This window comes from Tumebacillus lacus (genome assembly GCF_026410385.1).
Lineage (GTDB): Bacteria > Bacillota > Bacilli > Tumebacillales > Tumebacillaceae > Tumebacillus > Tumebacillus lacus.
On record NZ_JAPMLT010000001.1, the window covers coordinates 380,630 to 392,985 of the forward strand.

The window sequence follows — 12,356 nt, forward strand, 5'->3', positions numbered from 1 at the left end:
AAAAACACCAAACGCGAACATGTGTTCTAAATGTGGGGGGGACTGCAAATATGGACAAGTTTACGGTGAAAAAAGCGGGACTCGGCATCGGCATCTTGCTTTATGGGGGATTGCTGCTCTTGCTTGGAGTGGAGGCAGGGGCGGAAAAAGCGGAAGGCGTATCCGGGCAGGAGTATGTCGTCTCATATGGGGACACGCTCTGGGGGATTGCGGAACGCCATCAGGAGCAGGCGGGGAAGCGCGACGTGCGGGAGATGGTCTACACGCTGAGGAAGATCAATGCACTGGACGACGGCTACCTGCATCCGGGGCAAACGCTGATCTTGCCGGAGACTTGGTGAGTCGTTGTCACCCTGACAGCCGCCTGCATACGATAGCGGTGACGGAATGCATCGGTGCACCTTTTCTGTCGAGAATGCGGAATGGAGGCTGGCAGGATGGAAGGATCTCGGCTCACCTATGTCGTCGTACAACAAGGTGAGACTTTGGCCGAACTGTCGGAGCGTTATCGAACTTCCATTGAGGAACTGGCCCGGCTCAACGGCGGGCTCCGGCAGGTAGAGTCAGGTGATGTCATCAAGGTGGGGGAGGAAGCGCCGCAGTTTCGCGAGCCGCGAGTGCCGACTCGCCATGTGCTGGGGTTTTACACAGGTCCCATGGGGGCGGCGATGCCGGGGAGTGCCGCTTCCTTTGAGAGGCATGCACGGTTGTTGTCGAGTGTCGCGCCATACTGGTTTGATCTCGACCGCAAGGCGTTGGGTCAGATCAAGCCGCGCGTCTCGCCGACGATCATCCTTGAACTGGTAGAGAGCGCTCGACGCCGCGGGGTGAAGATCCTTGCGTCGATCCACAACACCGATCAGGCGGCAGGCACCACGGCGGCCGACACGCTCAGCGCTGTGATGCGGTCGCATCGCAACACGTTTTATCGAAATCTGTTTTCTTTGATCAACGAATACCAGTTTGACGGGGTCAACCTCGACTTCGAGCAGCTGCGCGATGAAGACCGTGCGCTCTACACCGAATTTGTCCGTGAATTGTCTGAGCGCGCGCACAGTCAAGGAAAGCTCGTCACTGTCGACGTTCTTGGCGATGCGAGGAAGGTACCGTATTCGGTCGACTTCGATTATCCGGGATTGGCTCAGTCGGCCGACTATCTCGGGATCATGACGTACGATCAATATAAACCGACGGAGGCTGCTCCCGGACCGGTCGCAGCTCTGCCGTGGGTGCGCGACACGCTGGCGATGGCGTTGGAAGACGGCGTGCCGCCGCGAAAGATCTTGCTCGGCATTCCGTTTTACGGCTACGACTGGACGATCGGCAAAGCGGGTGCCCGTGCCCTGTCCCATGAGGCGGTCGAAAAACTCCGGGCCGAACACGGCGGCGTCGTGAAGTTTCATCCGACGTACAAAGTGCCGTACATGGTCTACACCGACAAGAGCGGGGGCAACCACGAAGTATGGTTTGAGAACGCACGTTCGATATCGATGAAACTGGACCTTGTGCGCCGCTACAATCTGGGCGGGGTGATCATCTGGCGTCTTGGGCTTGAAGATCCTACCGCCTGGAGCGCGATCCGCGCCAAGCTCTCCCCGATCGAATAAACGCGTGTGGAGGTGAGCGTCGTGGCTCAGACAGTGGTCACCTATGTGATCGTGCAAAACGGCGACACCTTGGAATCGATTGCCCGCCGCTACAGGACATCGGTACTGACCGTCGCCCGTCTCAACGGGCTGACGAAGGAGGCAGCGATCACCGCGGGCCAACTGCTGCAGGTGCCCAAACCGCGGCCGGAACCGGGGTACAAACAGCATCTGCTCGCTCGACCTCGCACTCCACGCTATGCGTTTGCTTTTTGCACCGGACAGGAGGGTATCTACCCCGGCAGCGACAAAGCGCTCGTACGTGAAGGAGAGGAGGGGCTGAGCGGGATCTTTCCGCTATGGTTTCAAGTGGCGCCCTCCGAGCCGTGGCGGTTGCAGTCATTTGTGGCGGAAGAGCAGATCCTGCGTACTGTACAAACGGCTCGCGAGCGGCGCGTCAACGTGTTGCCCGCTCTGAGCAATCTCTACTATAACGGCGGCATCGGCGGCCGGGAAGTGGTCCGGCAGGCGATGCGAAGTCATCAGCATCAGTTGGCGGAGACGTTGATACGAACGTACAGTCGCATCGGGGCGGACGGGATCTGTTTGGATTGGACCGATCTGCATCCGGAGGACAACGCTTTATTTGTCCAATGGGTGGAGACACTGGCTGAGGCGTGTCGACAGGCCAGTCTGCGGCTGGTCGTTCAAATTCCTCTGCTGGCAGGCGATGACGGCCAGCCGCGCTGTCCGGTCTCGGAGCTTCAACGACTGAGCAGGTCGGCCGATCTGGTTTCCCTGATGTTGAACACGGAGCATCGGATGTATACGCTGCCTGGCCCGATCTCCTCGCTGGATTGGGCTGAATCGGGGATCCGATCCGTTTTGGCACAGGGTTTGGAGCCGGGAAAGACGCTGCTCGGGCTCGCCGGGTATGCCTATGATTGGAAAGAGTCAAGTCAGGTGCCGGAGTACCTGTCGTTCGACGGGGCGATGAATCGTGCCAGACAGTATCGGGTCCATGTAGTGTTAGATGCGGACAGTCAGACTCCAACCTACACGTACCGGGATTCCAGCGGCACCCCGCATCAGGTTTGGTTTGAAAACACATCGTCCCTTTCACAAAAGATTACATTGATCAACCGCCACGAACTCGCCGGTCTCTCGCTCTGGAGGCTCGGGATCGAGGACCCCAACATGTGGCCGTTGTTACGCGGGCGGTGGGGAGCGGTGAAAAAGTGGGACGCTGGTTTCCGTAACAAATATTATGACAAGTAAAAAAGCCGTGCCAATAGATCGGCATGGCTTTTTCATCGGACTCGGAGTGGACAAGCAACATAACATTATTACAGACAACCCCGAGTTGCTATCCTAAATTTGAACTTGATTGATGTAACTGCCTGCACTCTCGCTCAGTTCGCGAATGTCATGGAGATAGCGTTCGGTGGTTCGCAGGCTGGAGTGGCCCATCTGCCGTTGCACTTGCAGCAGCGGGGCCTCCGCTTCCAAAGCAAACGTGGCGCAGGTGTGGCGCAAGATGTGCGGGGAGATTCGGCGGGAGAGGCCGGCCGCATCGGAAAGGCGGTACATCATATCTCGCACTGCGTTTTGTTGATAGCGGGTGTAGCGCGTGGTAAAGACCAGGGGCGTACGATCGCTGGGATCGAGCTCCGGATTTTTGCCGGTCTTGCGTCGGAAGTCCTGCAACAGGGTCCAGACGTCCGGACGAATCAGCACCGGACGGTCCTTATCGCCTTTCCCCCGCACCATCCAGCCGATGTTGCCGCGCATGTCTTCATAGAGATCGCACCATTTTGCTGAACACAGTTCTTCTACGCGAACGCCGGTGGTCATCAGGAGCACGACGATCAGGTAGTAGCGATCCTTCCCGCGAGCTGTTTCCAAGATCCGTTGTGCTTCGGCAATGGACAGCGAACGTTTATGCGTTGCCCGAACAGGAACGCTGGGAGCGGCGATGAGGATCGCCGGGTTCTTTTGCAGATAACCGAGCCGGTGGGCAAACAAGAACAGGGAGCGCATCACGTTGATCATCCGCTGCTGGGTGGCCGGTGCATAGTGTTGAATGGAATAGCAATACTCCACCAACTTTACATATGTAACTTGGGCGAGGGGAGTGCCGTCGATAAATTTCAAAAAAGCTTCCAAGTCGCGATGGTAGGCCTTGCGGGTCATTTTCGACCAGACCTTCGGACGGGGACGATTGAGGAAGAGGGTGATGAGGTGTTCATCATGCAGCACGCCCATCTCCTGAGCAACAGTAGGAACGTACGTTTGGCTCAATACAGGGAACCGATCAGACACTAACGATCATTCCTTTCGTCAAGTCTTTATACTTAGATTATAGCGATAAGGGGTTATTATCGCCATAGTATTTGCTAGATTGTTTTATTTTCTATTTTTCGCTCCAAAAGTGGGTGTGTATGATCTACATTGTCTTTTTATGTAAACTCATTTTCCGATCTCCTCAAAAAACACCCCCTCTATTTGCCTTGTATTCGCGTTTTCTACTACCCCTCAATACCATAACACCAGAACAGGACTAAATCCCTCAAACGGGCATACAGGGCCCTTGTCGTCCATTCGCTCCAAAAACGAAAAAAAGCCGCCCGCTTGGACGGCCTTTACCTGCCATTTTCTATTCCGATTGCGATTCCAAGAGCAGAGACAGCGAGTCTTCCCCGATGCCGCGCACATTGCCGGCCCCCATCGTCAGGACGATGCCGTCGCGACCTTTGGCGATTTGTTGGATATAGCGCGAGCCTTCCTCCAGGTTTTCAACGAACGTGACCGTCTTGCCCCGATTGCGAATCGCGGTGGCCAGTTGTTCGGAGAGGTTGTCACCGGGATCTGTCTCGCGGGCCGAGGAGAACAGTTTGACGAGCAACACTTCGTCGGAAAGCGTCAACGACTCGGCAAATTCCTCCAGAAACTTCTTCGTCCTCGAATACGTGTGAGGTTGAAACACGGTGATCAACGGATCATTCGGAAAAGAGGCTTTCACCGCCCGCAGCGTCGTGGTGATCGCGCTGGGATGATGCGCGTAATCATCATATAACTCCAGTTTACCGAGGCGACCCATGTAATCAAAGCGGCGGTACACCCCTTGGAATTGAGTCAGCGACGCTTGCACATCTTGGAAGGAGAGACCCATCGCACGGGAGACAGAGATCGTCGCCAGCGCGTTCAGCACGTTGTGCTCCCCGAGCGAGCGGAACTGGACGCTGCCCAGCGGTTGGCTGCCTTCCCACACATCGAAGCGCAGCACGCCGCGCGACTCGACGATATTGGTCGCATAGATGTCGTTGCCCGACTTCAAGCCGAAATAGATCGTGTTGGCCGACGTTTGCAACCTCCGGCACAGCGGATCGTCGCCGCATGCGACCAGCACACCCTCCGGCGACAGTTTATCGGTCAACTGTTGGAAGGCCAGAAAGACGTCGTTGAGGTCGTGAAAATAATCCGGATGATCGAAATCAATGTTGTTGACAACGAGAATGTGCGGCTGGTAGTGAAGGAAATTGCGCTTGTACTCGCAAGCCTCCGCGACCAATGCGCCGTCGCCGTACCGGGCATTGCTGCCGATGTTGTAGTTTTTGCTGCCGATCACGACCATCGGGTCTTGCCCCACATGGGCGAGGAGCGATCCGACCATCGAGGTCGTCGTCGTTTTGCCGTGCGTGCCGGTGATCAAGATCGACGGGCGCTCCGTGGTCAGTTTGCCAAGCAATTGCGGATAGGTGTACACCGGGATTCCGAGTTCCAGCGCCCGTTTAATCTCCGGGTGTTCGTGGTTGTAGGCCGGCGAATGGCAGACCAAATCGACCTGCTCTACCTGCGCTGCGTTCGGTGTGCCGATATATGTGATGCCCGCTTTCGAGAGCAATTCATCCGTGAAGAAAATCTCCTGGCTATCCGAGCCGGACACCTCGTAACCCATCCGAGCGTACAATTGCGCCAAGGCGCTCATTCCCGTCCCTTTGATACCGACAAAATGAATCTTTTTCATCGCTTTGCACCCTTTCTTCTAAAGGAGCGAGCTCCTGCGATTGATGAGATGGGGGAGTGGTGTTACATAGTACGCATGCCGTACCGTCGTTGTGCCTGTTGCTCCGGTCAGGTCAGTCCAACTCCCAGTTGGACAGATGTTCCGGTTCCGGTTGCAGGACACCCGCGATGAACGACTGGCGTTCCGATTCGGATCGCATCAGTTTCTTGAGGTAACTGGTCTTGCTCAATTTCAGCCGCATGTGATGGTTCCGCTCGTAGGCGGCATGAAAGCGCGGATCGGCCATCAGCGCCTGCCACCAAGGGGTCTCATGCAATTCTTCCGACCAATGCCGGTGTTGGAACATGTCGGCGAAAGAATATTCGTTCATGAAAAACGCCCTCCTTTTCTTGGTACTATTCCCAAGAATGCAGAGGGCCAACCGGAAAAAATCCATTTTCTTTTAGAATATCGCCATGTAGAACCATGTCACTTGGATCATCACCAGCACAAATTTAAAGAACGTGCCAGCGAGGAAACTGAGGGCAGAACCCCAGCCCACTTTCACGATCTCATTTGACTGGCGACGGGCGATCATCTCGCCGAGCATCGCCCCGATCACGGCACCGACCAACGGGCCGAGGAACAGGGCCAGCAAGCCGAGCGGCGAGATCAACAACGGCAGAACGAACATGCCGATCGTGCCGCCGATCATTCCGTGTTTGGAGCCGCCCATCTTTTTGATCCCGAGCAGTTGGGCGATGTTATCGGAGACAAAGTTGATCAGAGTCAGCGCGATCTGACCGACCCAGAACCACATCGTAAACGGGGAGAAATCCACCATAAAGCCATACACCAGCACCGCCGGGTACAGGAACAGCGTGCCGGGGATGATCGGCACGACCGTAAACCCAATCGCCAGCAAGATCAGCAGCGAACTGATCACGATGGCGATGATCTGCATGGTCATCGTTTTTGTCACTCCTTTTAGACTCGATACACCTCTAGTACGTTTGGACGGGCAAAAGGTTCCCGATCTGCACCCTTTTACCATAGGATAACAAAAAGCAAGCCTTTCCGCTGAGAGAATCACCGAGAAAGGGGAGATGACCGCATGTGGAGACGACGTTGGAAATGGGTCGCCGTCCGCAAAGCCAAGCGCCAAGGTCAGATCTGGGTCGTCGCCGATCAACAGGGCGTACGCGGCGATTTTAAATTTGCCACCACCCGCCACTGGTATGAGAGCGGCCCGATCGTCGCCAACGAATATGTGGCAGCCGCCCTGGCCGAGCGGCTCGGCTATCCTGTCGCCGCTCTGGAACAAGCAACGGTGCTCGGACCTGAAGGAGAGGCACAGAGCGGTATCGTCACCGTCGAAGCCCGCGCTGTCGAGATCATCCCTTGGTCGGAAGCACCGCAACGAGTGCAAGAGCGGCCGGAGGAATCTCTGCACGATGTCGAGCAACTTGCCTCGCTGATCGTGTTCGATGCCTGGATCGCCAACCCGGAGCGGGCGGCCGGCCACAACTTGATCCTCTATCGGAACGATCCGAATGAAAAATACGACTGGTACCTGACCGATCATTCCCGCGCCCTGTACGGATCGCCCCGCAAGTGGAAGCGCGGCTCATGGAATTCGGCGGTCTGGGAGCAATTGTGGCTGTTTTACCGCGTGCCGCAAGGACTGCTGCACTTGCAATCGCGGCTCGACCTGCTGGAGCCGATGATCGATCAGATCGAACGGCTCCAAGAATCGGACATCAACAACGCCTTGAACAAAGTACCGCGCGGGGCGTTGCGCGAACGGGAGCGCCAGTTTATCAAGCGTCTGCTTTTGCAACGACAGCGGCGGTTGCGCTCGATCATCCACCGTTGGCTGGAGTATCAAGGTCATAAAGAATACGGCAATGAGGTCCGCGGTTCTTGAACCGGGCCTTTTTGGCCTGATCAGTATAAAAAAACATTTCTGAAATCACTTTCATTTCGTATAATAGAAACAATTGGGATCTGAACACCCTGTACACCAAAGGAGGCATGCGAGTTGATGATCTCCCCTGACCTGATCGGGAAGTCGTCCAAGCCCGTACAAAACGAGATCGAAAAAGGCGCGATCCGCCGATTTGCCGAGGCGATCGGCGATCCGAACCCGCTGTATCGCGACCCGGACTATGCGGCGACCACACGTTACGGGCGAATCATCGCACCGCCGACGTTTTGCATCACCTTGAACTGCGGCGTGATCGAAGGGCTGAATATCAAGGCGGACGGCTTGATCCACGGTGAGCAGGAGTTTCGCTACAGTCGGCCGATCCATGCCGGCGATGTCCTCACCTGTTCGCTGACTGTCAAGGACGTCTATGGACGCAATGGGAAAAGTGGCGGCATGACGTTCGTCGTCGTAGAGCAGGAAGGCTACAACCAGCACGGCGAACACTGCTATACATCGACGCTCAAGATCATCATCCCGCAGCGAAAGGAGGAGGCGTAACATGGCGCTTCGTGACTTTCAACCGGGCGATGCTCTGCCGGAACTGACCAAACCGACGGTGACGAAAACACAGCTCGTCATGTACTCCGGCGCATCCGGCGACTTCAATCCGATCCACACAGTTGAAGAATACGCGCAGGAGGTCGGTCTCGGCGGTGTGATCGCCCACGGCATGCTGACGATGGCGTTTGTCGGTCAACTCCTGACCGAGTGGATCGGGCTGGACGGGCAGATGGAAGGGTTCAAGGTGCGGTTTACCGGCATGGTGCGCCCTGGTGACGTGATCACCTGCAGCGGGCGAGTCACCGAACGCTTGGAAACGGACGGGACGCTGCGTCTCGTCTGCAAGGTGCAAGCGATCACCCAACAGGGCGAGGTCGCGATGAAAGGGACCGCCACCGTCGCTGTTCTCGAATAAAAACCTGTTCCATCTGAAAGGGGAATTTTACATGCGTGTAAAAGATAAAGTCGCCCTCATCACCGGCTCCGGCCGGGGCATCGGCGCTGCGACCGCCATCCGACTGGCAGAAGAAGGGGCGAAGGTGGTCGTCAACGACATCAACGCCGAACATGCCGAGCAGACAGCCGCTCTGATCAACAACTCCGGCGGCACTGCGGTGGCGCACCCGTGCGATATCACCGACAAAGCGGCGGTGACCGGCCTGATTCAACGCGCCATCGATGAATTTGGCCGCCTCGACATCCTCGTCAACAACGCGGGGGTCACGCGGGACAACCTCATCCATAAGCTCAGCGAAGACGACTGGGACACCGTGATGAATGTCCACCTCAAAGGCGCTTTTTACTGCTCGCAAGCCGCGCAGCAACACATGGTCGCAGCCCGCTACGGCAAGATCGTCAATTTCTCCTCGACCTCTGCCCTCGGCAACCGCGGTCAGCTCAACTACGCCACCGCCAAAGCCGGTCTGCAAGGCTTCACCAAGACGCTGGCGATCGAATTGGGCAAATTCAACATCAACGTCAACGCGGTGGCACCGGGCTTTATCGAGACCGATATGACTCGCGCCACGGCGGAGCGAATGGGCGTCGACTTCGAACAATTCAAAGCGTATGGTGCGCAGCAATCTCTGCTCGGCCGCGTCGGTCAGCCGATCGACATCGCCAACGCGGTCCTGTTCCTCGTCTCGGACGAGTCGAGCTTCATCACCGGTCAAACGTTGTACGTGCGCGGCGGCATTTAGCCGTTCCCACACAAAATTTTACCCCTTTCTGAACAGGAAGGGGTTTCTTCATATTTTCTTAAGAACTTTTCTACCTTTTCCTTCAATTTTTTGCCGTAGAATGCGTCTAATGAAGTAGGCACAGGGGAGACAGAAATTGGAGGAATGTGTGAATGCAACCTGTATTGCAAGTGGAAGGTCTGACCAAAGCGATCAAATCGCGCACGCTGGTCGACAACATATCATTTGAGATCGGACGCGGTGAAGTGTTCGGCCTGCTGGGGCCAAACGGCGCCGGCAAAACAACGACGATCCGCATGCTGGTCGGTCTGGCCCGTCCGTCATCCGGTCGGATCGCCATCGACGGCCACGACGTGCAAAAGGATCGGTCCGCCGCGATGAAGCGAGTGGGCACCATCGTCGAAAACCCGGAACTGTATCCGTATCTCAGCGGATTAGAAAATCTGCAACAGTTTGCCCGACTGAGCGGCAACATCACCGAAGCCCGCATCCGCGACGTGGTGCGCCTCGTCGGTCTGGAGGAGCGGATCGGTGACAAAGTGCGCCGCTACTCGCTCGGCATGCGTCAGCGGCTCGGTGTGGCGCAGGCGCTGTTGCACGATCCCGCCTTGCTGATCTTGGACGAACCGACCAACGGCCTCGATCCGAGCGGCATTCGCGAGTTTCGCGAACTGCTCCGCTCGTTGGCAGCGCAGGGCACCAGCATCTTGATCTCCTCACACTTGCTGGCGGAGATCGAACTGGTGTGCGACCGTGTCGGCGTTATTCAACAAGGCAAATGGGTGACGACCGCGACGGTGCACGACCTGCAACAACGCTCGCAGCAAAATCGCCTGATCCTGCACGTCGACCGGGCCGAACTGGCGCACGATACAGTCTGGTCGGTCGCATCCGACCTACAGCCGGTCGTAGAAGGACCGGGTCTGCTCTCTGTGGATCGCCCGAGCGGCAGTCTGAACGCGCTGCTCGGCAGCCTGATCAAGGCGAACATTGAGATCCTGCGCATCGAAGAGCAGTCCTCGACGCTGGAAGACGTATTTTTGGAGATGACCGGAGGGAATCAACGTGCGTGAGATCGTGGCGATCATACAGAATGAATGGATCAAATTGTTGCGGCGGCGGCGGTTTCTCGTCGTGTTGCTGCTGAGTTTGGCGGTGGTCGGCCTGTTCTCTGTCGGCTCCTATTATGAAGCAAAACAGATGGAGCGATACAACTCTCCGGAGTACCAACAGCAGATGCTCGAAGACCAACTGCGCCACCTCGATGAGATGATCGCGGACGAGAACATACCGGCCGCTGACAAAGAACACATGAAACTGGAGCGAACGAACACACAAGAGCGGCTCGACCGCGTGAAATCGGGCCAACCGTCCGGAACCAAGATGACAGCCGAGATGTTGCGCACCCAGATCGAGCAAATCAAAGAAAACATCAAAAATCTCCCGCCTGACCAAAAGTGGCAATCAGGCGATATGGAGCAACAGATCCTCACCTATGAGTACTACATCGCCCGCGACATGACGCCCAATTTGGAAGACTTCCGCCCGGCATCGTCCTGGCAGATGATCGAGACCTTTTTGATGATCGGCGCGATGGTGCTGTTCCCGCTGCTGGCGGTGTTGCTGGTGGCCGACATGGTGTCGGGCGAGATGACAGGCGGCACGATCAAACTGTTGCTGGCGCGTCCTGCCTCGCGTTCGAAGATCCTGTTTGGCAAATACATCACCTCCCTGATCGCCAGCATCATCCTGATCGCGCTGTTGCTCGGGGCGCTGACCGGCGCCATGTTTGCTCTGTTCGGCACGGATGGCTACGAGCATCCGAAAACGATCGGCGTCAGACACTACGAGGAGCAAGTGATGATGGGCGGTCAGATGCAAACCATCTTCGCTGTTGACGCGTCCAACGCAAAAGTCATTCCGCTCGGCACATTTGTTCTGAACGGCATGCTGCTCACCGTGGCGGCGACGGTGGCGATGACCACGCTCGGTTTCTTCTGCTCGACGATGGTGCGTTCAGCGGCTGTCTCGACCGGCCTCGCGATGGGGGTGGTCGTCTGCGGCACGATCGTGACACAGGTGTCCATGGGGAGCGAATGGCTGAAGTGGTTGCCGACCACCCATTTCAATCTGCCTTCGATCTACTCCGGCGAGGTGGGGCAGATGTTCCGACTCCACATCACATTGGGGGAAAGCGCGCTCTGGCTGATCGGCTGGACCGTCGCGTTGTATCTGATCGGACAGTGGCGTTTTACCAAGCAAGATCTGCTCGGATAACTACCATCGGATAAAAAGAGAGGGCTTGGGACCTAGTTCCAGGCCCTCTTTCTGGTACAATAAAAGAGTTCCAAACTCTCATGCGTTCCGGAGGGAAGCCATGATCATTCACATCCTCATCGCAGACGATGATCCGAACATCCGCACTTTGCTGCGGTTTTATCTGCAAAAAGAAGGCTATACCGTGCACGCTGCCGAAGACGGCCTCCACGCGGCGGAGATCTTGGAGCGGGAACGCATCCATCTGGCGGTCGTCGATGTGATGATGCCGGGCAAAGACGGCTACGAACTGTGCCAAGAGATCCGCGATGTCTATGACCTGCCTGTGATCCTGTTGACAGCCAAGCGGGAAGTAGAAGACAAGGAGCGAGGCTTTTTGGCCGGGACGGACGATTATCTGGTCAAACCGTTCGAACCCCGCGAGCTGCTGTTTCGCATCAAGGCACTGCTGCGGCGGTATCAAGCGGTCTCTGAAGAGATCATCTCCTTCGCCAAAACGACGATCAACAGGCGCAACTACGAGGTGCGCGTCGGCGACGAATCTCTGGTCCTGCCGCTAAAAGAGTTTGAGCTGCTGGCGCTGCTGGGCAGCAATCCAGGGCGGATCATGACGCGCGATCAACTGATCCAGCGCATCTGGGGCATCGATTACCAAGGGGACAGCCGCACGGTCGATGTCCACATCAAACGCCTGCGCGAACGGCTGGTCAACGCCGAGGACATCGCCATCGTCACCGTGCGCGGACTCGGCTATAAACTGGAGGTGCGGGAGAGCTGAAAACGCTGTACGTTCGTAT

At 56.8% G+C, this 12,356-nt stretch carries 14 protein-coding genes; 10 read left to right on the top strand and 4 right to left on the bottom strand.

The window, feature by feature from the left end; genetic code table 11:
• Positions 1-50: 50 nt before the first annotated feature.
• The 3 genes from OS242_RS02005 to OS242_RS02015 all read left to right on the top strand — a co-directional run bounded on the left by OS242_RS02005 (position 51) and on the right by OS242_RS02015 (position 2,864).
• Positions 51-341, top strand: a complete 291-nt coding sequence (locus tag OS242_RS02005; protein ID WP_267149983.1) for a LysM peptidoglycan-binding domain-containing protein — start codon at positions 51-53, stop codon at positions 339-341.
• Positions 342-437: 96 nt separating this feature from the next.
• Positions 438-1,607, top strand: a complete 1,170-nt coding sequence (locus OS242_RS02010) for a LysM peptidoglycan-binding domain-containing protein (protein WP_267149984.1) — start codon at positions 438-440, stop codon at positions 1,605-1,607.
• 21 nt (positions 1,608-1,628) lie between these two features.
• A complete protein-coding gene (locus tag OS242_RS02015; RefSeq protein ID WP_267149985.1) occupies positions 1,629-2,864 on the top strand; it encodes a LysM peptidoglycan-binding domain-containing protein in 1,236 nt (411 codons plus the stop codon).
• Between the two features lie 93 nt (positions 2,865-2,957).
• On the opposite strand, the gene OS242_RS02020 is transcribed toward OS242_RS02015, so the two are convergent.
• From OS242_RS02020 to OS242_RS02035, 4 genes are all read right to left on the bottom strand, one after another.
• A complete protein-coding gene (locus OS242_RS02020) occupies positions 2,958-3,908 on the bottom strand; it encodes a tyrosine-type recombinase/integrase (protein WP_267149986.1) in 951 nt (316 codons plus the stop codon).
• A gap of 334 nt (positions 3,909-4,242) precedes the next feature.
• Positions 4,243-5,613: a UDP-N-acetylmuramate--L-alanine ligase gene (gene murC / locus OS242_RS02025; protein ID WP_267149987.1), complete on the bottom strand. Its 1,371-nt coding sequence runs from the start codon at positions 5,611-5,613 to the stop codon at positions 4,243-4,245.
• Positions 5,614-5,725: 112 nt separating this feature from the next.
• Entirely contained in the window at positions 5,726-5,983 is a 258-nt protein-coding gene (locus OS242_RS02030) for a hypothetical protein (protein WP_267149988.1), read from the bottom strand.
• Between the two features lie 72 nt (positions 5,984-6,055).
• On the bottom strand, positions 6,056-6,562 hold the full coding sequence (locus OS242_RS02035) for a DUF456 domain-containing protein (RefSeq protein WP_267149989.1): 507 nt from the start codon (positions 6,560-6,562) through the stop codon (positions 6,056-6,058).
• Between the two features lie 144 nt (positions 6,563-6,706).
• Between OS242_RS02035 and OS242_RS02040 the strand changes: the two genes are divergently transcribed.
• The 7 genes from OS242_RS02040 to OS242_RS02070 all read left to right on the top strand — a co-directional run bounded on the left by OS242_RS02040 (position 6,707) and on the right by OS242_RS02070 (position 12,337).
• A complete protein-coding gene (locus OS242_RS02040) occupies positions 6,707-7,519 on the top strand; it encodes a hypothetical protein (RefSeq protein WP_267149990.1) in 813 nt (270 codons plus the stop codon).
• 117 nt (positions 7,520-7,636) lie between these two features.
• Positions 7,637-8,080 (top strand): MaoC family dehydratase N-terminal domain-containing protein, encoded by a 444-nt coding sequence (locus OS242_RS02045; RefSeq protein ID WP_267149991.1) that lies wholly within the window; start codon positions 7,637-7,639, stop codon positions 8,078-8,080.
• A gap of 1 nt (position 8,081) precedes the next feature.
• Positions 8,082-8,498, top strand: coding sequence for a MaoC/PaaZ C-terminal domain-containing protein (locus OS242_RS02050; protein WP_267149992.1), 417 nt, complete (start codon positions 8,082-8,084; stop codon positions 8,496-8,498).
• 31 nt (positions 8,499-8,529) lie between these two features.
• Positions 8,530-9,282, top strand: coding sequence for an SDR family NAD(P)-dependent oxidoreductase (locus OS242_RS02055; protein WP_267149993.1), 753 nt, complete (start codon positions 8,530-8,532; stop codon positions 9,280-9,282).
• 152 nt (positions 9,283-9,434) lie between these two features.
• Positions 9,435-10,355 (top strand): ABC transporter ATP-binding protein, encoded by a 921-nt coding sequence (locus tag OS242_RS02060; protein ID WP_267149994.1) that lies wholly within the window; start codon positions 9,435-9,437, stop codon positions 10,353-10,355.
• Positions 10,348-11,559, top strand: coding sequence for an ABC transporter permease subunit (locus OS242_RS02065; protein ID WP_267149995.1), 1,212 nt, complete (start codon positions 10,348-10,350; stop codon positions 11,557-11,559). The genes OS242_RS02060 and OS242_RS02065 overlap by 8 nt, the downstream gene beginning before the upstream one ends.
• A 100-nt stretch (positions 11,560-11,659) precedes the next feature.
• Positions 11,660-12,337: a response regulator transcription factor gene (locus tag OS242_RS02070; RefSeq protein ID WP_267149996.1), complete on the top strand. Its 678-nt coding sequence runs from the start codon at positions 11,660-11,662 to the stop codon at positions 12,335-12,337.
• Positions 12,338-12,356: the final 19 nt, after the last annotated feature.

Bases quoted from the DNA above. Each gene is read 5' to 3' on its own strand.
- murC (WP_267149987.1), bottom strand. From the start codon at position 5,613: ATGAAAAAGATTCATTTTGTCGGTATCAAAGGGACGGGAATGAGCGCC.
- OS242_RS02030 (WP_267149988.1), bottom strand. From the start codon at position 5,983: ATGAACGAATATTCTTTCGCCGACATGTTCCAACACCGGCATTGGTCG.
- OS242_RS02040 (WP_267149990.1), top strand. From the start codon at position 6,707: ATGTGGAGACGACGTTGGAAATGGGTCGCCGTCCGCAAAGCCAAGCGC.
- OS242_RS02050 (WP_267149992.1), top strand. From the start codon at position 8,082: ATGGCGCTTCGTGACTTTCAACCGGGCGATGCTCTGCCGGAACTGACC.
- OS242_RS02010 (WP_267149984.1), top strand. From the start codon at position 438: ATGGAAGGATCTCGGCTCACCTATGTCGTCGTACAACAAGGTGAGACT.
- OS242_RS02070 (WP_267149996.1), top strand. From the start codon at position 11,660: ATGATCATTCACATCCTCATCGCAGACGATGATCCGAACATCCGCACT.
- OS242_RS02035 (WP_267149989.1), bottom strand. From the start codon at position 6,562: ATGACCATGCAGATCATCGCCATCGTGATCAGTTCGCTGCTGATCTTG.
- OS242_RS02060 (WP_267149994.1), top strand. From the start codon at position 9,435: ATGCAACCTGTATTGCAAGTGGAAGGTCTGACCAAAGCGATCAAATCG.
- OS242_RS02005 (WP_267149983.1), top strand. From the start codon at position 51: ATGGACAAGTTTACGGTGAAAAAAGCGGGACTCGGCATCGGCATCTTG.
- OS242_RS02045 (WP_267149991.1), top strand. From the start codon at position 7,637: ATGATCTCCCCTGACCTGATCGGGAAGTCGTCCAAGCCCGTACAAAAC.
- OS242_RS02055 (WP_267149993.1), top strand. From the start codon at position 8,530: ATGCGTGTAAAAGATAAAGTCGCCCTCATCACCGGCTCCGGCCGGGGC.